The organism is Aestuariirhabdus sp. LZHN29 (assembly GCF_049985285.1).
In the GTDB taxonomy this organism is placed as follows: Bacteria; Pseudomonadota; Gammaproteobacteria; order Pseudomonadales; family Aestuariirhabdaceae; genus Aestuariirhabdus.
In genome coordinates this window covers 788,952-813,951 of the sequence record NZ_JBNIEU010000001.1, presented here as the reverse complement: position 1 = coordinate 813,951, position 25,000 = coordinate 788,952, and the positions used below count along the sequence as shown (strand labels likewise).

General features: G+C 57.3%; 28 protein-coding genes and 1 tRNA gene. 10 read left to right on the top strand and 19 right to left on the bottom strand.

Features of this window, described 5'->3' with window-relative positions:
* Positions 1-172 precede the first annotated feature (172 nt).
* Entirely contained in the window at positions 173-1,162 is a 990-nt protein-coding gene (locus ACP3PW_RS03920) for a D-cysteine desulfhydrase (protein ID WP_426415360.1), read from the top strand.
* A 169-nt stretch (positions 1,163-1,331) separates the two neighbouring features.
* On the top strand, positions 1,332-1,568 hold the full coding sequence (locus tag ACP3PW_RS03915) for a hypothetical protein (protein ID WP_426415359.1): 237 nt from the start codon (positions 1,332-1,334) through the stop codon (positions 1,566-1,568).
* Positions 1,569-1,681: 113 nt separating this feature from the next.
* Here ACP3PW_RS03915 and ACP3PW_RS03910 read toward each other — a convergent pair whose 3' ends face one another.
* The 15 genes from ACP3PW_RS03910 to ACP3PW_RS03840 form a co-directional block, all read right to left on the bottom strand.
* A complete protein-coding gene (locus ACP3PW_RS03910; protein ID WP_426415358.1) occupies positions 1,682-2,440 on the bottom strand; it encodes an amino acid ABC transporter ATP-binding protein in 759 nt (252 codons plus the stop codon).
* Between the two features lies 1 nt (position 2,441).
* Entirely contained in the window at positions 2,442-3,521 is a 1,080-nt protein-coding gene (locus tag ACP3PW_RS03905) for an amino acid ABC transporter permease (protein WP_426415357.1), read from the bottom strand.
* A gap of 1 nt (position 3,522) precedes the next feature.
* Positions 3,523-4,740, bottom strand: coding sequence for an amino acid ABC transporter permease (locus tag ACP3PW_RS03900; protein ID WP_426415356.1), 1,218 nt, complete (start codon positions 4,738-4,740; stop codon positions 3,523-3,525).
* 62 nt (positions 4,741-4,802) lie between these two features.
* Positions 4,803-5,819, bottom strand: a complete 1,017-nt coding sequence (locus ACP3PW_RS03895) for an amino acid ABC transporter substrate-binding protein (RefSeq protein WP_426415355.1) — start codon at positions 5,817-5,819, stop codon at positions 4,803-4,805.
* A gap of 176 nt (positions 5,820-5,995) precedes the next feature.
* Positions 5,996-6,448, bottom strand: a complete 453-nt coding sequence (locus tag ACP3PW_RS03890; protein ID WP_426415354.1) for a hypothetical protein — start codon at positions 6,446-6,448, stop codon at positions 5,996-5,998.
* The gene (locus ACP3PW_RS03885; RefSeq protein ID WP_426415353.1) at positions 6,423-7,052 is read right to left on the bottom strand and encodes a DUF3261 domain-containing protein; all 630 of its coding nucleotides are present in this window, start codon (positions 7,050-7,052) and stop codon (positions 6,423-6,425) included. The genes ACP3PW_RS03890 and ACP3PW_RS03885 overlap by 26 nt, the downstream gene beginning before the upstream one ends.
* Positions 7,049-9,394 (bottom strand): MMPL family transporter, encoded by a 2,346-nt coding sequence (locus tag ACP3PW_RS03880; RefSeq protein WP_426415352.1) that lies wholly within the window; start codon positions 9,392-9,394, stop codon positions 7,049-7,051. The genes ACP3PW_RS03885 and ACP3PW_RS03880 overlap by 4 nt, the downstream gene beginning before the upstream one ends.
* Positions 9,395-9,398: 4 nt before the next feature.
* Entirely contained in the window at positions 9,399-10,049 is a 651-nt protein-coding gene (locus ACP3PW_RS03875) for an outer membrane lipoprotein carrier protein LolA (RefSeq protein WP_426415351.1), read from the bottom strand.
* Entirely contained in the window at positions 10,046-10,501 is a 456-nt protein-coding gene (locus tag ACP3PW_RS03870; protein ID WP_426415350.1) for an acyl-CoA thioesterase, read from the bottom strand. The genes ACP3PW_RS03875 and ACP3PW_RS03870 overlap by 4 nt, the downstream gene beginning before the upstream one ends.
* Positions 10,498-12,186 carry a glycosyltransferase family 2 protein gene (locus ACP3PW_RS03865; RefSeq protein WP_426415349.1) on the bottom strand — a complete coding sequence of 563 codons (1,689 nt, stop codon included), beginning with the start codon at positions 12,184-12,186 and terminating at the stop codon, positions 10,498-10,500. Before ACP3PW_RS03865 ends, ACP3PW_RS03870 begins: the two co-directional genes overlap by 4 nt.
* Positions 12,186-12,536 (bottom strand): hypothetical protein, encoded by a 351-nt coding sequence (locus ACP3PW_RS03860; protein ID WP_426415348.1) that lies wholly within the window; start codon positions 12,534-12,536, stop codon positions 12,186-12,188. Before ACP3PW_RS03860 ends, ACP3PW_RS03865 begins: the two co-directional genes overlap by 1 nt.
* Positions 12,533-13,090, bottom strand: coding sequence for a hypothetical protein (locus ACP3PW_RS03855; protein WP_426415347.1), 558 nt, complete (start codon positions 13,088-13,090; stop codon positions 12,533-12,535). The genes ACP3PW_RS03860 and ACP3PW_RS03855 overlap by 4 nt, the downstream gene beginning before the upstream one ends.
* Before the next feature lie 2 nt (positions 13,091-13,092).
* Positions 13,093-13,338, bottom strand: a complete 246-nt coding sequence (locus tag ACP3PW_RS03850) for an acyl carrier protein (protein ID WP_426415346.1) — start codon at positions 13,336-13,338, stop codon at positions 13,093-13,095.
* Between the two features lie 37 nt (positions 13,339-13,375).
* The gene (locus ACP3PW_RS03845) at positions 13,376-14,191 is read right to left on the bottom strand and encodes a lysophospholipid acyltransferase family protein (RefSeq protein WP_426415345.1); all 816 of its coding nucleotides are present in this window, start codon (positions 14,189-14,191) and stop codon (positions 13,376-13,378) included.
* Positions 14,185-15,270, bottom strand: coding sequence for a methyltransferase (locus ACP3PW_RS03840; RefSeq protein ID WP_426415344.1), 1,086 nt, complete (start codon positions 15,268-15,270; stop codon positions 14,185-14,187). Before ACP3PW_RS03840 ends, ACP3PW_RS03845 begins: the two co-directional genes overlap by 7 nt.
* Before the next feature lie 204 nt (positions 15,271-15,474).
* Here ACP3PW_RS03840 and ACP3PW_RS03835 point away from each other — a divergent pair, with 204 nt between their 5' ends.
* Both ACP3PW_RS03835 and ACP3PW_RS03830 read left to right on the top strand, forming a co-directional pair.
* On the top strand, positions 15,475-16,200 hold the full coding sequence (locus tag ACP3PW_RS03835) for a 3-ketoacyl-ACP reductase FabG2 (protein WP_426415343.1): 726 nt from the start codon (positions 15,475-15,477) through the stop codon (positions 16,198-16,200).
* Positions 16,200-17,426, top strand: coding sequence for a beta-ketoacyl-ACP synthase (locus tag ACP3PW_RS03830; RefSeq protein ID WP_426415342.1), 1,227 nt, complete (start codon positions 16,200-16,202; stop codon positions 17,424-17,426). Before ACP3PW_RS03835 ends, ACP3PW_RS03830 begins: the two co-directional genes overlap by 1 nt.
* Before the next feature lie 61 nt (positions 17,427-17,487).
* On the opposite strand, the gene ACP3PW_RS03825 is transcribed toward ACP3PW_RS03830, so the two are convergent.
* The gene (locus ACP3PW_RS03825) at positions 17,488-17,769 is read right to left on the bottom strand and encodes a pyrimidine/purine nucleoside phosphorylase (RefSeq protein WP_426415341.1); all 282 of its coding nucleotides are present in this window, start codon (positions 17,767-17,769) and stop codon (positions 17,488-17,490) included.
* 200 nt (positions 17,770-17,969) lie between these two features.
* On the opposite strand from ACP3PW_RS03825, the gene ACP3PW_RS03820 reads away from it, so the two are divergent.
* Positions 17,970-18,146: a hypothetical protein gene (locus ACP3PW_RS03820; RefSeq protein ID WP_426415340.1), complete on the top strand. Its 177-nt coding sequence runs from the start codon at positions 17,970-17,972 to the stop codon at positions 18,144-18,146.
* 54 nt (positions 18,147-18,200) lie between these two features.
* Here ACP3PW_RS03820 and ACP3PW_RS03815 read toward each other — a convergent pair whose 3' ends face one another.
* Complete coding sequence (locus ACP3PW_RS03815) at positions 18,201-20,087, bottom strand: methyl-accepting chemotaxis protein (protein WP_426415339.1); 1,887 nt, start codon at positions 20,085-20,087, stop codon at positions 18,201-18,203.
* A gap of 228 nt (positions 20,088-20,315) precedes the next feature.
* Between ACP3PW_RS03815 and ACP3PW_RS03810 the strand changes: the two genes are divergently transcribed.
* Entirely contained in the window at positions 20,316-20,654 is a 339-nt protein-coding gene (locus ACP3PW_RS03810) for a hypothetical protein (protein ID WP_426415338.1), read from the top strand.
* A 35-nt stretch (positions 20,655-20,689) separates the two neighbouring features.
* Here ACP3PW_RS03810 and ACP3PW_RS03805 read toward each other — a convergent pair whose 3' ends face one another.
* Both ACP3PW_RS03805 and ACP3PW_RS03800 read right to left on the bottom strand, forming a co-directional pair.
* Entirely contained in the window at positions 20,690-21,058 is a 369-nt protein-coding gene (locus ACP3PW_RS03805) for a HopJ type III effector protein (RefSeq protein WP_426415337.1), read from the bottom strand.
* A 159-nt stretch (positions 21,059-21,217) separates the two neighbouring features.
* Positions 21,218-21,748 (bottom strand): Hsp20/alpha crystallin family protein, encoded by a 531-nt coding sequence (locus ACP3PW_RS03800; RefSeq protein WP_426415336.1) that lies wholly within the window; start codon positions 21,746-21,748, stop codon positions 21,218-21,220.
* A 276-nt stretch (positions 21,749-22,024) separates the two neighbouring features.
* Here ACP3PW_RS03800 and ACP3PW_RS03795 point away from each other — a divergent pair, with 276 nt between their 5' ends.
* The 4 genes from ACP3PW_RS03795 to ACP3PW_RS03780 all read left to right on the top strand — a co-directional run bounded on the left by ACP3PW_RS03795 (position 22,025) and on the right by ACP3PW_RS03780 (position 24,938).
* Positions 22,025-22,783, top strand: a complete 759-nt coding sequence (locus tag ACP3PW_RS03795; protein ID WP_426415335.1) for a phospholipase D-like domain-containing protein — start codon at positions 22,025-22,027, stop codon at positions 22,781-22,783.
* Positions 22,764-23,450, top strand: a complete 687-nt coding sequence (locus ACP3PW_RS03790) for a glutathione S-transferase (RefSeq protein ID WP_426415334.1) — start codon at positions 22,764-22,766, stop codon at positions 23,448-23,450. Before ACP3PW_RS03795 ends, ACP3PW_RS03790 begins: the two co-directional genes overlap by 20 nt.
* A gap of 64 nt (positions 23,451-23,514) precedes the next feature.
* Positions 23,515-23,591 (top strand) — tRNA-Arg (locus tag ACP3PW_RS03785).
* A gap of 750 nt (positions 23,592-24,341) precedes the next feature.
* A complete protein-coding gene (locus tag ACP3PW_RS03780) occupies positions 24,342-24,938 on the top strand; it encodes a hypothetical protein (protein WP_426415333.1) in 597 nt (198 codons plus the stop codon).
* Positions 24,939-25,000: the final 62 nt, after the last annotated feature.

Sequence of the window (25,000 nt, the reverse complement as noted above, 5' to 3'; positions counted from 1 at the left end):
CTAGGAAGTATAGAACGCAATGTTGAGCTTTGGTTCCCACAACCCTGCCCGCTTCGATAAAGGCCTGCGGCAGGGGAATAGGTTGTTGATCTTTTTCGGGGTGCTTGAAACACTAGGGGCCGATTTTATTCGCCCCCTGTGAGCGTACTGCCCTGCTATTGACGGAGTTTATATGCCTATTGCCCTACCCCGCGTTTCCCTTTGCCACAGCCCGACGCCGCTGGAAGCGATGCCCAATCTGGGCGCCGAGTTGGGCATCGAGCTGTACGTAAAGCGCGACGATTGTACCGGTCTTGCCCTCGGTGGCAATAAGGCTCGCAAGCTGGAGTACCTGATTGCCGCGGCACTGGAGGCGGGCGCCGATACCCTGGTGACGGTGGGGGGGATTCAGTCCAACCACGCGCGCCAGACCGCAGCGGCGGCGGCGCGCTTTGGGCTCGCCTGCGAGCTGGTGCTGGAGGATGTGCCGGGTACTCCCAAGCAGGATTACTACCGCAACGGGAATCTGTTGCTCGATCAGCTCTGTGGTGCCCATATCCACCGTATTGAGGCGGGACTGGACCTGCATCAAGCCGCCGAAGAGCGGGTCCAACGGCTCCAGGCTCAAGGTTCAAGGCCCTACCTGATCCCGGTGGGCGGATCCAACGAGATCGGCTCCCTGGGCTATATGCGTTGCGCCGAAGAGATCATCGACCAGGCTCGGGAGCAGGGACTGGCGCTTGACCACTGGGTCGTCGCCACGGGCAGTGGCGGCACTCAGGCGGGCTTGCTGGCAGGCCAGCTCAGCGGCGGTGACGAGACGCCCCTGCAAGGCTTTTGTGTCAGCCGCAGCGGTGCAGAGCAGGAGGCGTTGGTGGATGGGCTGTTGGGGCGGACCCTCAAGCGCATCGGCATACCCCTGAGAGCGCGCTCTTGCCGCGTGCAAGCCAACGGTGATTATGTCGGTGCCGGTTATGGTATCCCCTCTGAGGATACCCTGGAGGCGATACGACTGGCGGCGAGCAAGGATGCCATTTTGCTGGACCCGGTCTACACCGGCAAAGCGATGGCGGGGTTGATCGGCCACTGCCGCCGAGGGCTTATAGCCCCGGGTAGCAAGGTGCTCTTTATTCATACCGGCGGCGCGGCGGGACTGTTCGCCTATACGGAATCCTTTGCCTGATTGCCGGGCTGTGGTGGGTGCGGGAGACAGGCCATGAAAGAGTGCAATCAATGCGGTAAGTGCTGCACCCAATACAGCGATGGTGGCTTATCGGCTACCGCTCGTGAGATAGAGTTTTGGGAGGTTCCGGCCGGCTATTAGCCGTTACGTGAGCGCTGGAAAGATCTGGATGGACCCTGATACGGGGGAGCAGCTTGAGCGCTGTCCCTGGCTCCGAAAAGCGCCCGGACGGCCATTGTACACCTGCGATATCTATTACGATCGCCCCGATGACTGCAAGCACTACCCCGTGTCCGTAGGCCAGATGATCAGGGACGGGTGCGAAATGATCGAGGTAAAGGACCTGTCTGATCCGGTGCAGGCGCAGTCCGAGTTGGATGAGATCATGGAGGATAGCTGGGCCTGATCACCTGCTGTTAGCGGGAACCGGTGCAGGTTACAGACCGTGCAATCTCGCGCGCGCCATCGGCCACAAAAACGCCCCGAAGGGCGTTTCAAAACCACCACGGCACGGATCCATTAATGCCCCAGTATCTGGCTTAGGAACAGTTGCGTGCGCTCGTGCTGTGGGTTGTCGAAAAACGAGTGTGGCTCGTTTTGCTCGATGATTTCGCCGCCATCCATAAAGATAACACGGTCGGCTACGGTCTTGGCGAAGCCCATCTCGTGGGTAACGCAGAGCATGGTCATGCCTTCGCCTGCCAGTTCGACCATAACGTCGAGGACCTCCTTGATCATTTCGGGGTCCAGCGCCGAGGTGGGCTCATCGAAGAGCATGATTTTGGGCGCCATGCACAGTGAGCGGGCGATCGCGACACGCTGTTGTTGGCCGCCCGATAACTGCCCGGGGTACTTGTCGGCCTGCTCAGGAATTTTAACCCGCTCCAGGTACTGCATCGCCGTTGCTTCGGCTTCGGCCAGGGGTATTTTGCGTACCAGCTGCGGCGCCAGTGTCAGGTTTTCAAGCACCGTCAGGTGGGGAAACAGGTTGAAGTGCTGGAACACCATGCCGACTTCACGCCGCACCGACTCGATGTTCTTGATATCTTCGTTGAGGTGAATACCGTCGACGATGATCTGCCCGCGCTGGTACACCTCAAGCCGGTTAAGGCAGCGAATGAGCGTAGATTTTCCGGAGCCGGAGGGGCCGCAGATAACAATCTTTTCGCCGCGCTTCACATCAAGGTCAATATCCTTGAGCACATGAAAGTCGCCGTACCATTTGTTGGCTTTTTTGATTTCGATGACGATGTCATTTTGTTCGGTTGGGGTAGTCATACTAGTGCGAATAGCCTTTCTTGAGATCTTTCTCCAGATACTCGCTGTAGCGAGCCATGGAGTAACAGAAGATGAAAAATAGCGCGGCGGTGAAGACATAGCCTTCGACGTAGAATGCGCGCCACTGCGGATCCTTGATTGCGCCTTTGGTCGTCGCCAGCAGGTCAAACAGACCGATGATGATGACCAGCGAGGTATCCTTGAACATGGAGATAAAGCTGTTCACCGTGGGTGGAATCACCAGCCGTAGTGCCTGTGGCAGGATGATCTTGCGCATCGACTGCCAGTAGCTCAGTGCCAGTCCTTCGGCGGCTTCGTACTGGCCGCTTGGGATCGCCTGCAAGCCGCCACGGAACACCTCGGCCAGATAGGCGGCGGTGAAGAGAATGATCCCCACCTGCGCCCGCAGTAGCTTGTCGATGGTGACCCCTTCGGGCAGAAACAGCGGGAACATCACCGACGCCATAAACAGCACGCTGATAAGCGGTACACCGCGCACGAGTTCGATAAAACCGACACAGATTACACGGATCATGGGCATATGGGAGCGGCGGCCGAGGGCGAGGAAAATGCCCAGCGGGAACGCACAGATAGTACCGATTACCGCCAACAACAGGGTCAGGGGCAGGCCACCCCAGAGGCTGTTTTCAACGTAGCTGAGACCAAACACGCCGCCCCACATGATAATGCCGAGGCCGATCAGGGTGACGATCCACAGCGGTAGCAGCCAGATCTTCCAGAAGCTTTTATGCAGGCTTGCGCAGATCAGGGAGACAAACGCGAGCATTGCCACCAAGGGGCGCCACTGTTCGTCGTAGGGGTAGGTGCCGAACAGGATGTATCGGTGCTTCTCGGCAATAAAACCCCAGCAAGCTCCGGCGCCCGCCTTACAGGCTTTAGGGTCGGGGATCCAGGTGGCTTCAATAAGTGCCCAGCTGAGCAGGGCGCCACCGCCTTTATAGAGTATGTAGACGCAGATCAGGGTAATGATCGTATTCAGTGGGGTACTGAACAGGTTTTGTTTTAACCAGCGCTGGCTTTGGCTGGTCCAACCGAGTTGGATTTGTCCGGAATTTTTCATGTCATCGTTCCACCAGGGCCATGCGCTTGTTGTACCAGTTCATAAACAACGAGATTCCAAGGCTGAGGCTGAGGTAGATCGTCATAAAGATAGCGATCGCCTCGATGGCCTGGCCGGTCTGGTTCATGGTGGTGTTGGAGATCGATACCAGGTCGGGATACCCCACGGCAACGGCCAGCGAACTGTTCTTGGTGAGGTTGAGGAACTGGTTGGTGAGCGGCGGAATAATCACCCGCAGCGCCTGCGGCAGAATAATCTCGCGCAGGATATGACCGGGCTTGAGGCCGAGGGCGTTGGATGCCTCCCATTGCCCCTTGGGCACCGATTCGATACCGCTGCGCACAATCTCGGCGATATAGGTTGAGGTGTAGATGGTCAAACCCAGCAGCAGAGCGGTGAACTCGGTGGAGATGTTCCAGCCGCCTTTGAAGTTAAAGCCCTGCAGCGAGGGTGCGTCCATTGTTGTCGGGGCGCCTGCGGCGAAATAGGCGAGCAGGATCAGAGCCAGGGTGAGGGCAAGGCCTGCGATGGCGTGGTGGAAGGGTTGTCCGGTTGCCTGCTGGCGACGGATCGCCCAGCGGCGCAGGGCCCACCAACCGATCACGCCGGCCAGTGCAGCCGCCGCCATCCACCAGTAGGCGACGTGATATTCCGGTATGGCGGTGTAGATACCCCGATTGGTGATGAAGAGATCACCAAAGGGATTGAGCGCTTGTCGGGGCTTGGGCAGGCCGGTGTTGATCAATGCGTACCAGAAGAACAGTTGCAGTAGAACCGGCACATTTCGAAAAGCGTTGACGTAGGCACCGGAAAACTTGCGCAGTAGCCAGTTTGGAGACAAGCGGGCAATGCCGACCAGGGTTCCGATCAGGGTTGCCAGCAGGATACCGACTATCGACACCTTAATGGTGTTGAGGATACCCACCATAAGCGCCTTGCCATAGGTGTCGGCAGGGCTGTAGGCGATCATACTTTCGCTGATGCCAAAGGAGGCTTCCAGTGAGAGAAATCCGTAGCCGGTGGCGATGTTTTGCCGCGCCAGGTTGTCGAGCGTATTGGAGACCAGGTACCAACCCAGCAGAATCAGGGCGCCGGTTACCAGGATCTGGTAGATAATAGCCCGGGTTTTTTCTTCGTAGAACAGCTGCAGGTACCAGGGTCTTTGAGATCCGGCGCCGTTGGCTGTGCTATGGGATATGGGGGTATTTGATTTTGGCATGAACTACTTTTTTAAAATAAAACGGGGGGCCTGCCGGTTGCAGGCCCCCCGTGGGTTAACAATTAGCGTGCTGGGTTAGGGTACATCAGGCCACCCTTGTTCCAGAGCGCGTTGATGCCGCGATCGAGACCGAGTTTTTGGGTCACGTTGCGGTCATAACTCTCGCCGTAGTTACCCACCTGCTTGATGATGTTATAGGCCCAGGCTTCGTCCAGCCCCAGCGCTTCACCCATGCCGGGGGTCACGCCCAGCAGGCGTTGGATGCTGGGATCGTTGCTGCCTTTCATCTGGTCGACGTTGGCAGAGGTGATGCCCTTCTCTTCGGCTTCCAGAGAAGCGGTCAGTGACCATGCAACAATGTCTAACCACTCGTCGTCGCCGTGGCGAACCGCAGGGCCCAGAGGTTCTTTGGAGATGATCTCCGGCAGAATCTCGTAGTCATCAGGGTTCGGCGCGCTGGTCTGGCGGTAGGACGCGAGACCGGAGGCGTCTGTGGTGTAGACATCACAACGGCCGGCGAAGAAAGCCTGGATGGCTTCGTTAGCATCTTCGATAACAACGGGAGAAAACTCCATGTTGTTGGCGCGGAAGTAATCGGCAAGGTTGAGCTCGGTGGTGGTGCCGGGTTCAACGCAGACGGTAGCACCACTGAGTTCGGTAGCGCTTTTGATACCCATCTCCTTGGCAACCATGAAGCCCTGTCCGTCGTAGTAGTTAACGCCACCAAAGTTAAGGCCCAGCTTGGTGTCGCGGGTCAGGGTCCAGGTGGTGTTACGGGTCAGTACGTCGATCTCGCCGGACTGCAGTGCGGTGAAGCGCTGGGCGGCGGTTAACGGGCTGAATTTTGTCTTGGATGCGTCACCCAGTACAGCGGCGGCGATGGAGCGGCACAGGTCAACGTCGAGGCCCTCCCACTTGCCCTGGCTATCAGGGGCGGAAAATCCTGGCAGGCTGGTGTTGACACCACACTGAACGTAACCCTTGGCTTTTACTGCATCAACGGTAGGCCCGGCAACGGCGGCGCCGCTGAAGGTTGCGGCAACCAGTGCGCCGCCTACCAGAGTCTTAAGTGCTTTCATTCATTCACTCCTGATGATTTTTTAGTTATAGGTCTCTGTCATACACAGCAGTACTGTGCATTCCCGGAGCAGCGTACTGCGATGAATATTGCCGCTAAGGACGAGACGTGAGCAAGGTATAGCACGTTCGTTCGACAGGACGCAAACACCCTTCCGGGGCAGGGGTCGGTTTTTGATCATTCGTTCGATAATGGCGCCTGATAGGTGTTGAGGCGAGCGCTGGCAAGCTCGGTATCCCCATGCAAGATGCGGCAGTAAAACAGCCCCATGCCCTCGTTGTGATACTCCTGTTCAATCTCGATCAATAACTCGCTACCGACCCCGAACGCGGAAGTGTGGCAGCTGTACTGGCGTGAGCCCAGCAGGTAGCCCACCCTCACCGCCTCGTCACGGAGTAAACAGTGGTAGCCGGCGAACAGGGCGATGGCCTGCGCCATCAGCTCGACGCCGACCCACCCGGGCAGTTCGTTACGGGCGTCGATAAACGGATTGTTATCCCGCACTGTGAGGGCGCAGCGGGCTCGGTGGTCATCGATGGCCAGCAGCCGTTCGACCATGCGAATGGGCGGTTGGTGAACAAGGCAGTCGGCGACAGCAAAGCGATCAGGGTTCAGGGCGAGCCTCCGCAAGGTCGGTGGTAAGTTGCAGGGTGTCGATGGAGAGTTGGTAGTCTCGCTGCCAGTGGGTGAAGGTGACGCGCCCCGCCCATCTGTCGTGATTTTCATACTCGATAGTGATCATGAGGTCGTCACGATTATAGATTCGGCGTTGATTGGTCTCTACCTCGAGTCGCAGTCCGGCCTGGTGCAGCATGGCTTCGATCTGTGCAGTGCTCCAATAGCAGAGCATCACATCAAGCAGCAGATTGGCGGGGGAGAAGGGCAGTGGCGCGAGGCCGTTGTTGTCGGCCTGCAGGTTTGCACCGTCGTAGTCCAGGCTCAACAGAGGCACCCCCAGTGGGGAGAGCAGCGCCAGTGCCAGCCGTTGCGAGTTGATCTCCAGTGCGGCGATAAGCTGCGCCTGCCGGTCTCCGAAGCGACCTTGCAGCAGTTGGCTGGCGGCCAGCTTGGGGAGCGTCGGGTCGAGGCCGGGCAGGACCACCTCCAGCCCCCGGCCAATAGAGACCGCCGTGCTGGTTGGCGCAGAGGGCGAGTTTGCACAGCCGACCAGGGTGGTAACCAGCAGTGACACTAGCCAGCGGGGGAAAATCCATCGCCGCAAAAAGGGGGTCATGGGAGCAGCCCCCTTTTGGATGCGAAGGGAGCCAGCAGGTAGGCCACCAGAATCCCAACCAGCAGGGTTTGCCCAAAGGCACTGATCGCGGGCGTGGCGCTGAGGCTGAGGAGGCCGAAGGAGAGCAGGGTCGTCAGTGCGGCCAGCGTGACCCCAAGCAGCGTGGTGCGCCATTGGTCCCCTCGCTCCGCAAAAAACACTCCATAGTCGATGCTGATGCCCAATAACAGCAGCAGTGCCAGCAGATGAAACAGGTTGATGGGTTGCCCGCTCAAGCCATGGATGCCCAACGCAAGCGAGGAGGCGAGTAGCGGGACCGTGATAACAGCCACGGCCTGGATTAACGGGTAGCGCAGGCGCAGGATCACGAAGATTGCGAGGTAGGCAGCTGCCAGCAGCCAACTAATCCGGTATCGGTAACGGGCGAGGATCTCGGAGGTGTCATCAGCCTGGCTGATAAAACGGATGCCAGGGAGATCTTTGCTGAGGGCCTTTATTGTCTGGTGTATCTCGGGCTTGAACAGGATGATACTGGCAACGCCGTGCGGGGTGTTGTCGAGCCATTGGTGGTTGAGCGAATATTGTAAGTCATTTTTGATAATTTTTTCGATAGACAAAAAGTTTGCATTCGTCATGTTTTGGTTGTGCGAGGGATTATCCTGTTCTTTATAGCCAATAAAATTAAGTAAAATCTCGAGTTCTGATTTTTTCAAATTTTTTATAAGCGATAAATTATCGCTTTGTGTTTTTATGCTGGGTATTTGTGCAGACACGCGTTTTAATAAATGCGATATATTATCGTTTTTGGATTTTATGTGGGCATAAAACTGCTCCTCTTTTTGTAAGAGTGCTTCGTTGTCGGGAGCCGTTACCAATAGGAAGCTGTGGTCGTATTGGCTTCCTGTCATGGCCTTTATCTTCTTCTCCATAGATTGAACGCCAGCGTTAAGGGGCTGAAGTTGGCGTACGTCATCATTGGTTTCTATGCGTAGCACTCCTGTCAGGGCGATCAAGCCCAGTAGCGCTAGCATTGTGATCTGCCGTCGTGTGCTGGTGTGTTGCCAGAAACGGATCAGGGGGCGGTAGAGGGGGAGTAAACCGCTGCCCGGGTTTCGGGCAAGTGGCCGCAGCAGACTGGGATACAGGAGCACGACCGTAAGCCACGCCAGCAGCAACCCGCTGCAGGAGAACACCGCCAGCTGTTGCAGCCCCGGAAAAGGGGTGGCGAGCAGGGCGCTATAGCCGAGCAGGCTGCTGATCAGGCCCATGGTTATGGCTGCCAGAATGCGTCCCAGTCCCTGTAGTGGTTGCCAGTGGCTACCGCCCTGGTGCTGCTCGGCGAAATAGTGGAACGCATAGTCGATCGATACGCCAATGAGACAGGCGCCGATGACCAGCGTGAAGAGGTGAATCTGGCCAAATAGCAGCAGGGTAACGACCAATCCGGTAACCACACCGCTGCCGATGGATAGGGTGGCAATAAAGAGGGGGCTGAAGGAGCGAAATACCCAAAGAATGAGCAGGAGCACGCCGCACAGCGATCCCAAGCCAATGGTAGAGATCTCCTCCCGGGCGCTGTCGGCACCGGCGGCCGCGTAAAAGAGCGCGCCGCTATACAGCAGCTCAGTGGTGGCAGGTTGGTCCCCACGAAAGCGGTCGAGGAGGTTGATCAGTTGGCGTTGGGTGCCCAGATCAAAGGGGTCACTGTTGAGTGTGGCGCGTAGCAATACACTGTAGCGCTCATCTGTGCGCTGAACCAGCATCCCATCGTCGAGCTGCAGTGAGCCGTTTTGGGGTTGGATGGACTCAAGGTAACGCCGGAAAAGGCCGAAAGGGTCGCTATCGAACTGCTCGGCGGTAACGCCGGAGAAGGGGCTGTAGAGATCCTGCAGCGCACGTTCACGCAACAGGCTACTGTCGCCATTGGTCAGCAGGTGGCGATCTCCGGGGCTGAGCAGCCGATTTCGGTGGTGGTAGTAAAGCGCCCCCATTGCTTGCTGCTGTTGGGGGTCGGTTGTGAGCGACAGTTCGGACAGCAGTGCGCTGTTAACGAGTTCGCGTGCCAGCGCCTGAGCGCTTTGGCGGGCGCTGTCGCGCTCATCTGCTTCGACCACAAAGAGCAGTTGCCGCGACAGGCGGCTGGAAAAACGGTCGAGGGCCTGCTGCACGGCGGGCTGCTGTTCTGCCTGGGGCAATAGCTCGAGCATGCTGGTGCGGGGATGGAAGCCGTTTGCGAGTAACAGCGTGGCCTGCCACACCAGTGCTAGCATCAACAGCGCCCAGGCGATGAGCCGCACCGGCTGCCAGCGTGGTGCCAGAAGTGGGGAGAAAGCGGGTTCCATGGTCTCAGGGGCGATAAAGCACCTGCTCCTCGCGAGTCAGGGCGCTGTTGTCGCCCAGGATATCGGAAAACCTGATCTCAACGCTGCCTCCTTTTCTTTCGATGATCGTTAATCGCGTGAGTTGCTCGTGCCCGTCGATGCGCACCTCTTTAATGGCGTTGCCAACGCGGCGATCAATAGGCCGCAGCAGCAGGCCTTCGTTGGAGCGGCTGACCTGAAAATCCCGCTGTAAATTGCCCCATTCGCCACTCAGTAGTGCGCGGAACAGAAGTGCGAAGTAAAAAGGGGTGGGGTGTTGCTCGGGGGTTAAAATTTGTGGAGCCTTGTTGTCCACCTGTTGAATGATACGCTGGTCAGAAAATACCAGGCGGGTGGTGAAGGGGTGTAGCTGTTGCCATAGCAGTCCGCGCTCCCGCGAGAGTACGAACTGTCCGTCGGAGCTGAGGGGCGCGCTCATATTAGGCAGGGTTCGGGTCTGGGTGAAGTGACCGCGAACGGTGCGAGCGTTTTGCAGGGCAGTGAACAGGGGAGCGGTTTGCAATCCGCTGCGGTCGCCGTAGCCGTAACCGCCGCCACCGCTAATCGTTGCGCTGTGGGCGCAGAGGCTGGCGAGGGTCAGTAGCAGGCCGGCCAGTCGTATCATTGAATGTTTCACAGGGCATCCCTCACGCGTTGTAGCAGTATGGCGGGTGATTGCAGGCATAGGCCGCCGTTGGCGTCGACGGCGACCTGGATGCTGTGCCCGCGGGTGAGCACCTGGCTGCCTTCGGCGTTATGGATAAGATAGTCGATGCGGATGCGGTTTTCGTATTCGCTCAGTTGCGCCGCTACCCGAATGCTGTCGCCAAACTGACAGGGGCGCACGTACTTGAGTCGCAGATCCACGACTGGCCAGCTATAGCCGCTAGTCGCCATCTGCTGGTAGGTGAAGTCGATACGCTTTAGCAGTTCGCAGCGCGCCAGCTCGAAGTATTTGACGTAGTGTCCGTGCCAGGTGATCCCCATGGGGTCGGTATCGAAGAAGGGAATTTCCAGCTCAAGCTCGATAGCGGGCAGGGGGCGACCGCAACGGCTATCGATCACCGGCGTCAGGCCTTGTCGGCTCATGGCTTTTTTTCTCCTTGGGGGCGGGCCCAGAAATCAAAGAAGTTGAACCACTGCAGGGGGCGTAGCAGGCAGTGGTGTTCGAGGCGCGCGGCGTAATCCTTGACGGCGTCGCTCAGGGCTTCTTGCCGGTGCTTGCGGGGCAGCTCCAGACGCTCCCGGAAGGGTTCGAATATCATATCGAAACCCTCTCGGTTGCGTAGGCAAAACAGCAAAATAACCGGGCAACGCATCAACGCCGCCAGCACAAAGGGGCCCTGGGGAAAGGCGGCGCTGTCTCCCAGAAAGGGGGCCTCGATAACACGTTCGCGCGCGGTGGCCGAGGTGCGGTCGCCCACGATCACCACCAGTTCGCCGTTATCGATCTTCTGTTTGAGTGTGACCGCCAGTGTGGGATCGAACCGGCTGACCTGAATCAGGTTGAGTTGGGCGTCGGCATTGAGGCTTTGGATCACTTCGTTGAAAACCTGTGCATGCTCGGTAAAGACAATGGCATTGGCGGTGAGTCCGGGTACCCGTTTGCTCAGGGCACGGCAGATCTCCAGATTTCCAAGGTGGGATCCGAAGATAAGTACGCCCTTGCCGTCGGCCAGTGACTGGTGCAGTAACGCCTCGTTGTGAAAGCGCACTGAGTCCAGTCCAATATCGCCCAGCCATACCGACATCTTGTCGAGCATGGCTTGTCCGAAGGAGTAGAAGTGGCGAAAGCTGGCAACTACGCCGCCGGGCGGTGCCGGGAGTCCCCGTTCCAATGCCGTGCGTTGAACCCTGCGAAGGTAGTCGCGGGAGGCTCTGCGAGCATCGCTTGCGGTCAGAAAATAATAAAGCATGATCGGAAGCAGGAGGGTGTTAAAAACGCCTCGCCCACAGTAGCGGTAGGTTTGCAGCATAAAGCGCATGCCGGCGCGAGTGCCGCGCTCGCCGAGGTCGGACCAGTGCTGTTTTCGATTCGGCCGTTTAGCGATCAGTAGTCGGGGCAGGCGTCGCAGCATGCCGAAAAAAAGTCGCGTATGCATGCGCGTGATCAGCCAATTATCTCGCCAGCCGCTAAAATGTGATACTCCGTCATCTGGATAGATAACGCGGGTAGCAAAATGTACGACGTTTACCCCCTCCCAATAAAGCCGCACCAGTATCTCTATATCGAAATCCATGCGTCGACCCAGTTCGCATCGATTCATCAGCCCGATACAGGGAGCAAGAGGGTAGGCACGAAAGCCGCACATGGAATCGCGAATGGTGAGGGAGAGGGTTTCTACCCAGACCCAAAAATGGGTGATGTAACGACTATAGAGTCGAGCCTTGGGGACAGAGGCGTCGTACTGGGGTTGGCCGCTAATAACCGCTTTGGGGTGCTGGCGCGCTAGCTCCAGCAGCACAGGCAAATCGCTGGCATCGTGTTGACCGTCGGCATCGATCTGGATGGCGTGACTAAAACCCAGTTTCCACGCCAGGCGCATGCCCGCCATGACGGCACCGCCCTTACCTTGATTACTGCCCAGGCGCGTCAGTTTAACCCCTTCCGACCCCTGTTCCAGTCGGCGCAGCTCTTGGGCGGTGGGGGCATCGCTGCCGTCATCAACCAGGATGATCTCCAGACCGTAGGGGATGAGCGCCTGCACGGTGCGGGCAATGGTCCCCGGATGGTTGTACACCGGGATGATAATGCAGGGCTGGACGCTTGCCATCACTGGCCCGCCGCCAGAAGTGTGATGCGACCACTGGCGATATCGCCAGTGGTGTTGTGGTACCGAAACTGAAGCTGATGGCGTTGGGCGTTGTATGCCAGGTTGAGGTGTAAGCGGCTATTGGGCTGCACCAGTTGTTGGAACTTGACCCGTTCCATGCCGCAAAACTGGTCATCCAGCCCAGTCAGTTCGCGGCCAAAATGAACCGCCCAGTGCACCAGAACAACCCCGGGCAGGACGGGGTGTTGCGGGAAGTGACCCTCAAACCAGATAAGATCGGTGGGGAGTTCTAGCTCCAGATGTAACTCGGTCGAGTCCGTACGCTTTGTTATAATTTGAGGATGTTTCATTTTTTATCCTCGATAAAAACGCGACGGTAGACCCACTCTGAACAAACCAGTACGCCCATCAGCACATAAGCGATGAGGCCGTTATAGATTGTCCACAGTTCGAGGCTGGCGTACAGCGCGGTATAGAGCGCGGCAGAACCATTGATGATAAAAAACAGACACCACAGCTGGGTTACCCGGCGGGTGTAGTGCACGCCCTGTTCGGGCAGGTCGGGCTCTGTCATGCGGGCGATCCGCTCTACAAACGAGGGTCCGCGAAAGAGGCTGAGACCAAAGAGACCCAACAAAACGCCATTGACCGCGACCGGGTAAAAACGAAAAGGAAACTCACTGTTGGCAACCAGCGATAACAGGGCAATGGCAACGCCAATGGCGGCGATCCAGGGCGTCGTGGTGAATCGCCCCGCGTGCTTTGCGAGCAGCAGGCGCAGGGAAAACAGGACAATTAGAATCAGCCCGATCGAGGCGGGCTCCCAGTAACTGAGCCCCAGATAGATGGCAAGCGGGTAGAGTACAACCAGCAGCCCGGATAGCAGTGAGAGCAGTCGGTTCACGGTTAGCCGATCAAGCCCTCGACGGCATCGATAACATCGCCGACAGAGCGCACCGCCTTGAACTCCTCCGGCTGGATCTTTTTGCCGGTCAGGTTTTGCAGGCGCACCACCAGGTCAACGGCGTCGATACTGTCCAGGTCGAGGTCCTGATAGAGCAGTGCGTCTTCGGTGATCTGGTCGGCGTCGAGTTCGAACAGTTCAACCATCGCTTTTTGTACCTCTTCAAAAATGGCGGCGCGGTCTTGCATGATAACTCCTCTGTAGTTCTGGTAGCCGTTGCGGGCCTTATTGTACGGCTAAGGTGCCGTCTTGCCCATGTTGCGCGGGGGCCGCACGCAGGGGGAGATTCAGTTGTTGTTCCAGCTCCCGGGTCAGGGCGCGGGCAGCGATCGCCAGGGATGCACTCTGTTCGATCAACTGGCGGGGGTCCAGCTTTGCACCGATCTCAATTCGAAAAAGCGGTCGATGCCTGGGAACGCGATACCAGGGGGTGTGGCGAGTAAACACCGGCGGCTCGCAATGGATATGCACCAGGCGAACGGGGCAGCCGGTGCGCACGGCGATATTGGCGGCTCCCCTGTTGAGGCGCACCGGCTGCCCTGGCTCGGTGCGGGTGCCTTCGGGAAAGACGATCAGTCGCTCGCCGGCGTCGAGGCGTTGGCGGCAGCGTTCGATCATGGCGGGGCCGGTTGAGTTGGGCAGATAGTCGGCGGCGCTTACAACCCCTTTCAGGAAGGGGTTGTGCCACAGAGCCTGTTTGACGATGCAGTCGCAATCGGGAACCCGCGAGGCGAGCAGCACAAAATCCACCAAGGAGGGGTGGTTAGCGATAATAAGGCAGCCTCGGTCCTGCTGTAGTTGTTCGACACCGCTAAACTCAACGCGAAACACTCCCAGTGTGGTAACGGTGCGGGTAAAGCAGCGGAAGCTGAAGTGGATCAGGCGTTTTACTCGCCGTTTGCGCTTAAGGGGATCGCGGCTCAGCAGGCTCGCCGCCGGGAAGCCGACCAGGGTCAGCAGCAAGGCACCTATGCCAAACAGGCTGAAACCGATCGCGGTTCCGAGCAGGCGCCTGCACCAGTCTAGAAGGGACGCTACCATGACGATTGTCCTGCCCGTTCGCACACCAGTAGTGTGTGTCCGCGACCGAGGCGGTCGTGCTGGTGGCTGACCCGCAGGCCCGCTTGCTCAATCAACGAAACCAGCTCGTCGGCGGCGTACATACGGCTGTTGCCATTGGCCATCGCGGTGAAATAGAGGGAGGTGCAGTTAAGGCTGAGGGCGCCGGCTTCCTGGGGTTGGCGATCCCACAATGTTTCCATGATAAACAGCCGGGTGTTGCTCTCCATAACCTTGGCAACCCGCCTTAGTATCGACAGAATCTGCGCGGGGGAGAAGCAGTCGAGGAACTGGCTCATCCAGATCGCTTCGGCCCCTGCGGGGGGTGTTTGTTGTTCGTCGAGCCAGTCGATGGCGTAGTCATCAATACGCTCTTTGTCGCTGTGGGAGGCAATGTTGTCCTTCATCAGTGACAGCTGTTGGGGCAGGTCCGCCACGGTGACCCTAACCGCCGGGTCCTGTTCGATGCAAGCGAGCGCCCACTTACCCGTATTGCCCCCGATATCAAGTAGGCGAGTGATGGGGCGCTCGAACACCAGCGGCAATACTTCGGGGTAGGCGTGGTCGGAGTAGTAGTGATCGAAGGCGAACCAGCTACTGCGAGCAGGCTCGGGTAAGCTGGAGAGGCCGGGGTACAGGGTGGGCCAGTCGCCAAACACCTTGAGCCCTTCGGGTTTGCCGCTGCGGATCGACTCGGTGAGTGCTGCGACCCCCTGATAACAAAAGTCCCGGTTAAAATCGAGATTAATGTTGGTCATAGGGTCGTGAAGAATAAAGTGGCCGGTTTTGGCCAAGACGTAATGAGCCTCCCGCTGCCAGACGAGGCCAATGCTGAGGCTGGCGTCGAGTAGTACTTTGGCGCCGTAGAGGGAGATGGCGCACTCCTCGGCCACCTCATCGGCCGTGGCGCCGCTCCTGCGCTTGCTATCGAGGCAGGCCAGGACACCCAGCTCCCGAAGCGCGACGGTGGCCTGAAAAATAATGGGGGCAAAGGCGATCCGCTGGGCATCGCTGATCGCCTGTAGGGCGCTTTTGTCGTCGGATGTATAGGAGTGGGTCATGTCCGAGGCTCGATGTACCTGCTGTCGTGGGCGTGGTCTGAATGGGCGGGCATTATAGCGGTCCCAGCAGAGGCTGGCGACGAAATAGACCATAACTTTTACAGGTTCTCTGGTGCGCGCTGGGCCCGATTGGTAGAATTCAGCGTTTTTCCCAGGGGTATTGGCGAGTGGTTGTCTGCGCTTGTCCGTGGAGGTCCGGTAAATATGGTTCGCAGGGTATTGGTTACGGGTGCCAGCAAGGGTATCGGCAGGGCGATTGCGTTGCGCCTCGGTGCCGACGGTTTTCATGTCAGCGTGCACTATCACAGCGACCTGTCCGGGGCTGAGCAGACCCTGGCGCAGATTACCGAGGCGGGTGGCTGTGGTGAGCTGTTGCAGTTTAACGTCGCCGATCGCCCCTCCTGTCGTGCCACCCTCGAGCAACAGATAGAGCAGCAGGGGGCCTGGTACGGCATCGTCTGCAACGCGGGTATCTGTGCCGATAACGCGTTTCCTGCGTTGAGTGACGAGCAGTGGGACGGCGTAATTCACACCAATCTTGATGGCTTTTACAACGTCCTTCACCCCTGCGTCATGCCCATGGTGCGTGCTCGTCGTGGCGGCCGTATTATCACCCTCTCGTCGGTGTCGGGGATGGTCGGAAACCGCGGCCAGGTTAATTACAGTGCCGCCAAAGCGGGCATTATCGGCGCCAGCAAAGCACTGGCGCTGGAGCTGGCCAAGCGTAAAATCACCGTTAACTGCATCGCACCCGGCTTGATCGAAACGGCGATGGTTGCTGATCTGGAAACCGAAGAGGCACTTAAATACATTCCGGCGCGCCGCATGGGAACCAGCGACGAAGTAGCGGGGCTGGCGGGCTACCTGATGTCTGATATTGCAGCCTACGTAACCCGTCAGGTGATTGCGATTAATGGTGGTATGGCCTGATGAAGCGAGTTGTTGTAACCGGTATGTCCGGGGTCACTGCACTGGGAAGTCGCTGGGATGAGGTCGAACAGGGGTTGCGTGGGCTCAAGAACCGGGTTCAGTTTGTGCCGGAGTGGGAAAAATACGCCGGACTCAGCACTCGACTGGGAGCACCCATCGCGGGGTTTGAGGTGCCGCCGCACTACCCCCGCAAGAAGCTGCGCAGCATGGGGCGGGTATCGCGGCTGGCGGTAGTGGCGTCGGAAGCGGCGCTGAACGATGCCGGTTTGTTGGAGCACCCCATTATTACCAGCGGCCGCACCGGTGTCGCCTATGGCTCCTCTACCGGCAGCACCGAACCCTTCAAGGCGTTCGGAACCATGCTTAACGAGTACAGTACACGGGGTGTGACCGCTAACTCCTATATCCAGATGATGTCCCATACCGCAGCGGTTAACCTGGCTCTCTTCTTTGGTGCCACTGGGCGCGTGATCACTACCAGTAGCGCCTGCACATCGGGAAGCCAGGGCATTGGTTACGCCTGGGAAGCGATCCGCCATGGTTACCAGACGGTGATGATCGCAGGTGGCGCCGAAGAGCTCTGCCCGACCGAAGTCGCCGTATTCGATACCCTCTATGCGACCAGTGTAAAAAACGACCAGCCGAGCATCACGCCGCGCCCCTTCGATCGTGATCGTGATGGGCTGGTGATCGGCGAGGGTGCGGGCACCCTGATCCTCGAAGAGCTGGAGCACGCCCTGGCGCGAGGGGCGACCATCCATGCCGAGCTGGTCGGCTTTGGCACTAACAACGATGCCCAGCACGTGACACAGCCTACCGCCGAGACCATGCAACTTGCGATGGAGTTGGCGCTGGAGTCGGCTGCGGTGGATCGCAGTCAGATCGGATATATCTGCGCCCACGGTACCGCCACCGAACGGGGTGACATTGCCGAGTCCCTGGCGACGGCGGCACTGTTTGGTGACCGGGCCGCGATCAGTTCACTCAAGAGCTATCTGGGGCATACCCTAGGAGCCTGCGGTGCGGTCGAGTCCTGGATGGGGATAGAGATGATGAAGCAGGGCTGGTTTGCGCCAACCATCAACCTGGAAACGATTGACCCGGCGTGTGGCGAACTCGACTATTTGCAGGGCGCAGGACGTGAGATGCAGTGCGAGTATTTTATGAATAATAACTTCGCCTTTGGCGGCATCAATACCTCGTTGATCTTTAAGCGCTGGAGCTAGCCGTTGTCGGGACAGCAAAAAGGGGGCCGCAGGCCCCTTTTTGCTGCTCGCCGCCCAGGTCTTACTCGTAGGTACACAGATAGGCGGTATCGCGGGCGACCTTGACCTGGAAGTGCTGGTTGGCCTCCACTACAAAGGAGCGGCCGCTCGGGTAGCTATCCCATGTCGTGCTAGCGGGTAGTTTGACGGTCAACTCACCGTTGACCACGGTCATGGTCTCTTTCTGGCTGGTGCCGAATTCGTAGTCGCCGGGTGCCATCACGCCGACGGTCGCGGGGAGTGACTCTCCCTCAAAGGCGATGGAGATAACCCTGCCATCGAAGTATTGGTTGGTCTGGAACATGCCGAATCCTGTAAGGGGGTTGCTGGAAGGCGCATGGTAGCGGATTCGCGGAAGGGGCCAAAGCGTTTTGTGCGGAGCAAAATTCATTAAAGGGTAAACAAAGCGTCATCTTTCCGGATCACACTGGCCACTAGCAGAGGTGGCCTGACGGGAGCCGTTGGCCATCGTATAGCATCCACCCCGATCAAGGAGAGTGCGTTATGAAACAGCAAACCATCCCCCGCCAACTGTGCGGAGAAAAAACTCGTCAGTCCGCAGTGCTGCGTCAGGATATAGAGCGGTTCCTCGCCCGAGGCGGTCGTGTGGAGGTTATAGAGCCTTCACCGCTGGTGGACCTTCCCCGCCGGTGCTACCCGCTCGGTCCGGGCATGGAGTGATTGCAGTATCGGGCTCCAGGCGGGAGGCGCAAAGCTCCCCGCCTGGGCGGTCGATCAGGTTTTGAAGCGACCGAGGGCCGTGGCGACAGTGTCGGCCAGGGTGCGGATCGATCCCGATTCCTGCTGGGCTTGCTCGGCACCGCTGTGAGTTTCGTTGGCTATTTCACTAATTCCCATAATGTGACGGTTTATCTCTTCTGATACAGAGGATTGTTCCTCGGCAGCGCTCGCTATCTGGGTCGCCATGGATGCAATCTCGTTCATATTATGTACCACTTTAGCCAGTTCGTTCTTGGCCAGATCAGCCTGGCTTGTCGCTTCGTCGGCCATCTGCTTGGAGTGATCCATGATACTAACAGCGCGTTGCGAGTCGCCTTGAAGCTTTTCAATGATGCTGCTGATTTCGGTGGTGGCTTCCTGAGTGCGAGAGGCCAGGGTACGCACCTCATCGGCGACCACGGCAAATCCACGGCCGGCCTCACCGGCGCGCGCGGCTTCGATGGAAGCGTTGAGTGCGAGCAGGTTGGTTTGGTTAGAGATGCTGCTTATAACTGATATAACATCATTTATGTTTTCGCTTTGGTCGCGCAGTTGGTGAATAATGCCGGACGCGTCGGTCATTTGTGTATTGAGCTTGTCCATTACCGATTTGGTACGCTCGACCTCCGCTTCCCCGGTGTGCGCAGACTCACTGGCTTGCTCAGAAAACTGAGCGGTTTCGGCGATATTTTTTGCCACATCCTGAGCAGTGGCGCTCATCTCGTTCATCGCCGTTACCAGACTGTCGATGGCGCTTACCTGCTGTTGGGCACCGTTGGCAGAACTATCGGCCAGGGTCGCCGATTTGTCCGCCGAAGCATGCAGTTGCTGCATCGGTTGCAGGATGTCGTTAACCAGATTTCGCAAGCTATCAATAAAGCGGTTGTAGGCGTCGGTGAGTTCTCCCAGCTCATCCTGGCTGTTGGCTTTTAGTTTACGGGTCAGGTCGCCTTCGCCCTCGGCAATCTCCTTGATCGCATCGACGATGCGATTGACCGGTTTCATCTGCAGGTGTACGTAACCAAATACCAGTGCAACCATCACGCCGATGGCGACCACGAGAAAGGTCAGGCCGAGGGTGCGCATGGTAGCGAGTGGAGCGTAGATCACCCCTTCGGGTACCAGCATGACCAGTGACCAGCCGATCTCCCCCACAGGGGTGCGTACGACAAGGTATTGATCTTCGAGGTAATCGATCTGCTGTATATCTGGATCGCCCAATGCGGCGTTCAGATCAGAGATGGGTTTGAGGTACAGCTCGCGGTTTGCTGCCGCCATGATCTGATTCTCCTGATTGAGCAGATAGGCCTCGCCACCTCCGGGAACCTCCAGCGCATTCACGATCTCGTTAAGGCGCACCAGCGTCATATCGCCGGCGGCCACTCCGGCGAATGCGCCATTGATCATGATGGGAGCGGTAAGGGTGAGGACCAGGTCACCGGTATTGGCATCGGTGTAGGGCTCGGTTACGGTCAGCCTTTGTAGCTGTTTGGATTCCTTGTACCACCCCCGCTCTCGCACCGGGTAACTGTTCTCGGCTTTGAAGCGCGCTTCGGTCTCCTCGTCGGTGAAGTAAAAGTCGCCATCTTCAAACCCCAGGTACACATCAAGGAAATCCTGTCCTGAGGTGGAACCCCTTAGGAGCGCACGGAACTGGTTGGCGTCCTGGCCTACGCGCTCAACCTGCTGTTTGACGGCGGTAATGGTGTCGAATTTGCGCTGGAACCAGTCAGAGAGCTCTGTGGACACCGCACCGCTGCGGTAGCTTAGGTCGTTGTTGATCAGGGTATTGATCGAGCTGCTGGAGATCCCATTCATCAACAGGTAGAGGGCTAGCAACAGGATGGCGCTGATGCTGCCGGCGCCGAGGGCGAATTTTTGTTTTAGGCTCATCGATTGCATGGGGGGGCTTCCAATCTATCTTTGGGGGTTCTTTAGGTATAGCAGCGACCGCCCTGTTTTTCCTGATGGGCTGGAGCGTACCCGCTCGTACCACGGGCTGAAATCTCTCTTTGGCCGTCGAGCAAAGGGCTACCCCAATCGAGCAAGCGGCCCTGCACGACAGCGAGGCTGGTGTTTTAATGTTGCTATAATCGCTCTATCATCGAAACATTAATCAGGGGAATAGATATGAAAAAGCTGACAGGGTTTGGTTTGGCGCTGTGTGTGTTGGTGCTGGCGGGCTGTGCCTCCAAGGCAACTTGGGAAGGGATGAGCGAAGGTGATATCGCGGCCTGGAAAGACGCCGGTTTTAGTGTTGAGGCTGCCCAGATGTGGCGCGATGAAAAGTTCGATCAAACGGCCGCCGAAGCCTGGCGTGATCAAGGTTTCGAGCCGGAAGAGGCCGCCAAGTGGAGTAAAGAGAAGTTCACCGCCGAGGAAGCGGGTAGCTGGAAAGCCGCAGAATTTGAGCTTCGCGACGCGATCGATAATCGGAGCCAAGGTTTGACCCCCATTAAAGCCCAGTAGGCTGTATGACCTAGAGTATCTCCTAACCCGCTTCATCAAGCGGGTTGTTTTTTGGTGAGCGCTACCCCATCAAACCGGATTCCGCTCCAGCCGTCGCGCATAAAGCGTCGGATATTGGCATGATCCTCCCCGGCAGGGTTGCCGAGCACATCCTGCCGATAAAAGTCACCGAAGCAGGCCAGGGTCTGTTGTGGGTCTAGTTGGTGAAGCAAGGCAAAGGCAAAGACCCGGCAGGAGCCTTCGTTGCTCCCGGCCCGGTTGGTCACCGGATCATCACCGGCCCCATTGGTGAACGTGGTCGGGCGGTAGTCGTAGTGGGCTGCGATAACCGCCTGCACCTGATCGAAACTGATCGTTTCCGGTGCAGAGCCCAGCGTATCGAGTAACTGCTTGAGATTGGACATGATGGCTCCATAGAGAGTAGCTGCCAACGATACGTGCAAATGGGCGCTAACTCCAACACCAACGGCCACGGCCACGAAAGATGCGGGTCTACCTAACCGCGTGATGCTTTTGGGGGAGGGCGGCAAACGCACCCTCCCCTCTTGTGTGGTAATGCGCCCCTATGAAGACTGGATCTCGACCTTGCGCCGGCTATCCTCACCGTCGCCGAGTTTGGCAATGGTGAGCGTTAGTACGCCCTTGTCGACTTTCGCGTTGAGTTGCGCCGGGTTGGCATTGGCGGGCAGCGTGAGTACCCGCCGGAAGGAGCCGTAACGGCGCTCGACGCAGTGGACGTTGTCTTTGTCTTCGATCTTCTCCTGCTTCTTTTCTCCGGTGATGGTGAGCACGTTACCATCGAGCGCGATATTCAGGTCATCCCTGTCCACCCCGGCCACCTCGACGGTGATGGTGAAGTGTTCGGGGGACTCGCTGATATCCAGTTTGGGCTTGAGCATAACGTCTTTCATGTCAGGGAGTTCCTGTTCGGTGAAAGGTCTTAGGCCAAAGCCACTGAAAGCAACTTCGAACAGGCGGTCCATTTCGTTATGCAGTTGGGTTAACGGGTGCGGTGAAAATGGGCGATCAACAGAACCGACTTGAGGTTGCTCGTTACTGAACCAGTTCCACGGCAGTGCCTTTTGCCATTCCATGATGGGCCTCCTTTTGTCGATAAATTAATGGAGACTGCATTAATAAATATGTGTTAAATACGCGCTGTTTCAAGGGGTTTTGCCCACTAAATTACAAGCACATGACGGCGATCAATAGAACGATTTCGGAACGACCTGAAGTGAATTTTTATACCTGCCTATTATTAAAAAAGAGCATAAAAAATTTACGAAGACGCGTGTATGTGCGCCCCGTAAAGTTTGAGCGCAAAGCGTGCTAGAGTAGGCGTTTATTCGTCGCCAACCTGCGGAGAAACTGTGATCGAAACCGACCAGCTGGACCAGTGGCTGCGCGATAGCCTCAGTGATTACCGCATCGACCCGCGGGAGAAACAGGAGCTGCGTTTGTTGCTGGGGCAGATCGATAGCGAGCAACGTCATTTTCTGCGCAATCGCGCGTTTGATCTGGCACAAGAGGAGTTGCGTCATCACCCCGAGCAGGCCAAGCGGCTACTGGATTGGTTGCGGGCGGTGATGCGCATTTTGGACAACAGCCAAAGCCTGGCGGGGATGGAATCCAGCGTCTATTTCAGCCCCGGAGATGACTGCCGGGAAAAGCTGGTGGCGATGATCCGTGGCGCCAGGCAGAACCTCGATATCTGCGTTTTCACCATCTCCGACGACCGCATTAGCGAGGCCATCATGGCCGCCCATCGAAGAGGGGTAGCGGTACGCATTATCAGCGATGATGATAAGGCCCACGATCGCGGCAGCGACATCGACCGGTTTCGCAGCAAGGGCGTCCCGTTGCGACTCGATAGCGATGCCAGCCATATGCACAACAAGTTCGCCATCGTCGACCGATCCGTGCTGGCGAATGGGAGTTTCAACTGGACTCGGAGCGCCTCGGACCGCAACCAGGAAAACATTCTGGTCACCGAAGACCCCGCCTTGGTGCGTCCTTTTCTGAGCCGCTTCGAGCTGCTCTGGTCGCAGTATCGGAGCCCGTCGCAACAACGGGAGGAGCAGATTCGCAACGCCACACGGGGAGCGGGCAATGCCGATACAAAGGGGTAAGGCGATGACCGTTGAGCGCCCGCCTATACTCTACAGCTTCCGTCGCTGCCCCTATGCCATGCGCGCTCGCCTGGCGTTACAGGTAGCGGGTATCCGCGTCGAACTGCGGGAAGTTGTGTTGCGGAACAAACCCGCGCAGCTGGTGGCGATCTCCCCCAAGGCCACGGTGCCCGTACTGCAGCTCAGCGATGGGCAGGTGATAGAGCAAAGCCTGGCCATCATGCACTGGGCGTTGTCCCGGCACGACCCGCACCAGTGGTTGCCCGCCGCGGATAGGGAGGGTGATGTTGCTACCCTGATCGAGCGCAACGATGGCGATTTCAAGCACTGGCTGGATCGCTATAAATACGCCGATCGGTTTCCTGAGCGCGCAGCCGAGGCCTATCGAGCCGAAGGGGAGCGCTTTCTCGCAGAGCTGGAGGCGCGGCTAACAGCCCGCGTGGGGTTGCAGGGTAAAAGCTGGGGGCTAGCGGATGCAGCGATCTTTCCCTTTGTACGCCAGTTCGCCCATGTCGACCGGAACTGGTTTGATACCGCCTCCTATCCCCGCCTACGCAAATGGCTGGATGAGGGACTTGCCACCCCGCTATTTGCCGCCATTATGGTTAAATATCCCCCCTGGAAAGCCGATGATCCGCCCACCCTTTTTGGCCCTGAAGCACGATAGCGACCCGGGCGCAGCAAACACTGGACGAGGCCGGGGTGGATCAGTATCATAGCCCGCCTGTTCCGCACCCTTAGCTCAGCTGGATAGAGCGCTGCCCTCCGGAGGCAGAGGTCAGAGGTTCGAATCCTCTAGGGTGCGCCACATACAAAAATGCCCACCTTGTGTGGGCTTTTTTGTATGTGTGATCTGGGCGTGTCGAACCTCGGAGGTTCGACACGATGCGTTAGCATTGTGCAACGAGCGCAGCGAAGCCCGGAGGGGACCAACGGCCCCAAGCCGTAGGGATTCATCCTCTAGGGTGCGCCATCTCTCCCCCGTGACCTTTGCCCTAAAACCTCAAAATAACCCTTCTGACGGCTTGTGCCCAAATTGTGTCCATTCTGTGCCCGGATTTTTTGGCGCTCGTGAAAGGGATTTTGAAATGACCATTGCCCCGTTTTTGGTCCTATTGGGTCATGGGCACAGAACCCATTACTCCCCCTAAGTCCGCTCAAGCAGCTTTGGCAGAAGGGTTACAGTATCTAAATCGCTTTTCTGATTTGGGTTCTGGGTTGGATTGTAACGTCTGGATGCGTAAGGGTGCTCAGGGGAACAAAGAGTGCATTGTCGCATTCGCTGGCACTGAATCCAATGCTCAGGATGCCTATGCGGACCTACAGTATGGTATTCCATAGTATGAGGCGCTTATTGGCATGGGTGTGTGGGATAGGTTCATTAGTAAAACATTGGATGATAACTCGAAGATAAATTTTACCGGTCATAGTTTAGGGAAGGGTTACATGCTGACCCTATCGAAGAGGTAGGAGCCATTAAAGTAGCCGTTGCTGACAGGAAGGCCTAGAAACCGTATTCTTACTATGGACTTTAGACGTTGACATTGAGATAGGGCTTATGGATCAGGGAATAGATTTCTCGGTAGTAGCTTTTGGGGAAACGGAACAATTCGATTTCCCACTAATTATGGTATTCGGCAGAGAAAGTAATGGAAGCAATAAAGTTATACCAGGAGTGTCCATCTATGATGAAACAGTTTCTTCAAGATCGACATTTTGGAATCGGTCACTTACTTTCATACAGCGTTGCGCTAGTTCGAAGTTACACCTAAGACGTGAATGTATTAAGCGTAACGCAGGACCAGTGCTCTTCACAAACGCTATCCCCCACCCAATACTGAATGCTGAAAGTGATAAAGACTGTATCCGTGCTGCTGTTGATTCAGCATCTATAGAGGAGCACATATTAAGCGTCTTCAACTTGGATATCGCAAAAAGAGTTAAGGTGGTAGTTTTTTCAACTGGGCCAGGCGAAAAGTTTGACGTTGCTCGAAACAAAGTCAAAGAATTTTGTCTAGATAAAGGGATCGTCTTAATTGACGTGCCATATTTTGCAACTCAAGGCGGGCCTAATGCAGTTATAGATCAATCTATTTCTGTAGAGCAAAAGGAGTTCATAAAATCCGTTATTGATGCCTACTATCTAAGTACCTAAACAACCTTAAAAACCGACTGATGGACTTAAACTTACCCTGCTCTACCAGGTTGCAGGCACCC

Coding starts and splice junctions, on each gene's coding strand:
- ACP3PW_RS03920 (WP_426415360.1), top strand. CDS start 173: ATGCCTATTGCCCTACCCCGCGTTTCCCTTTGCCACAGCCCGACGCCG.
- ACP3PW_RS03915 (WP_426415359.1), top strand. CDS start 1,332: ATGGACCCTGATACGGGGGAGCAGCTTGAGCGCTGTCCCTGGCTCCGA.
- ACP3PW_RS03910 (WP_426415358.1), bottom strand. CDS start 2,440: ATGACTACCCCAACCGAACAAAATGACATCGTCATCGAAATCAAAAAA.
- ACP3PW_RS03905 (WP_426415357.1), bottom strand. CDS start 3,521: ATGAAAAATTCCGGACAAATCCAACTCGGTTGGACCAGCCAAAGCCAG.
- ACP3PW_RS03900 (WP_426415356.1), bottom strand. CDS start 4,740: ATGCCAAAATCAAATACCCCCATATCCCATAGCACAGCCAACGGCGCC.
- ACP3PW_RS03895 (WP_426415355.1), bottom strand. CDS start 5,819: ATGAAAGCACTTAAGACTCTGGTAGGCGGCGCACTGGTTGCCGCAACC.
- ACP3PW_RS03885 (WP_426415353.1), bottom strand. CDS start 7,052: ATGACCCCCTTTTTGCGGCGATGGATTTTCCCCCGCTGGCTAGTGTCA.
- ACP3PW_RS03880 (WP_426415352.1), bottom strand. CDS start 9,394: ATGGAACCCGCTTTCTCCCCACTTCTGGCACCACGCTGGCAGCCGGTG.
- ACP3PW_RS03870 (WP_426415350.1), bottom strand. CDS start 10,501: ATGAGCCGACAAGGCCTGACGCCGGTGATCGATAGCCGTTGCGGTCGC.
- ACP3PW_RS03865 (WP_426415349.1), bottom strand. CDS start 12,186: ATGGCAAGCGTCCAGCCCTGCATTATCATCCCGGTGTACAACCATCCG.
- ACP3PW_RS03860 (WP_426415348.1), bottom strand. CDS start 12,536: ATGAAACATCCTCAAATTATAACAAAGCGTACGGACTCGACCGAGTTA.
- ACP3PW_RS03850 (WP_426415346.1), bottom strand. CDS start 13,338: ATGCAAGACCGCGCCGCCATTTTTGAAGAGGTACAAAAAGCGATGGTT.
- ACP3PW_RS03845 (WP_426415345.1), bottom strand. CDS start 14,191: ATGGTAGCGTCCCTTCTAGACTGGTGCAGGCGCCTGCTCGGAACCGCG.
- ACP3PW_RS03840 (WP_426415344.1), bottom strand. CDS start 15,270: ATGACCCACTCCTATACATCCGACGACAAAAGCGCCCTACAGGCGATC.
- ACP3PW_RS03835 (WP_426415343.1), top strand. CDS start 15,475: ATGGTTCGCAGGGTATTGGTTACGGGTGCCAGCAAGGGTATCGGCAGG.
- ACP3PW_RS03830 (WP_426415342.1), top strand. CDS start 16,200: ATGAAGCGAGTTGTTGTAACCGGTATGTCCGGGGTCACTGCACTGGGA.
- ACP3PW_RS03825 (WP_426415341.1), bottom strand. CDS start 17,769: ATGTTCCAGACCAACCAATACTTCGATGGCAGGGTTATCTCCATCGCC.
- ACP3PW_RS03820 (WP_426415340.1), top strand. CDS start 17,970: ATGAAACAGCAAACCATCCCCCGCCAACTGTGCGGAGAAAAAACTCGT.
- ACP3PW_RS03815 (WP_426415339.1), bottom strand. CDS start 20,087: ATGCAATCGATGAGCCTAAAACAAAAATTCGCCCTCGGCGCCGGCAGC.
- ACP3PW_RS03810 (WP_426415338.1), top strand. CDS start 20,316: ATGAAAAAGCTGACAGGGTTTGGTTTGGCGCTGTGTGTGTTGGTGCTG.
- ACP3PW_RS03805 (WP_426415337.1), bottom strand. CDS start 21,058: ATGTCCAATCTCAAGCAGTTACTCGATACGCTGGGCTCTGCACCGGAA.
- ACP3PW_RS03800 (WP_426415336.1), bottom strand. CDS start 21,748: ATGGAATGGCAAAAGGCACTGCCGTGGAACTGGTTCAGTAACGAGCAA.
- ACP3PW_RS03790 (WP_426415334.1), top strand. CDS start 22,764: ATGCCGATACAAAGGGGTAAGGCGATGACCGTTGAGCGCCCGCCTATA.
- ACP3PW_RS03780 (WP_426415333.1), top strand. CDS start 24,342: ATGGATCAGGGAATAGATTTCTCGGTAGTAGCTTTTGGGGAAACGGAA.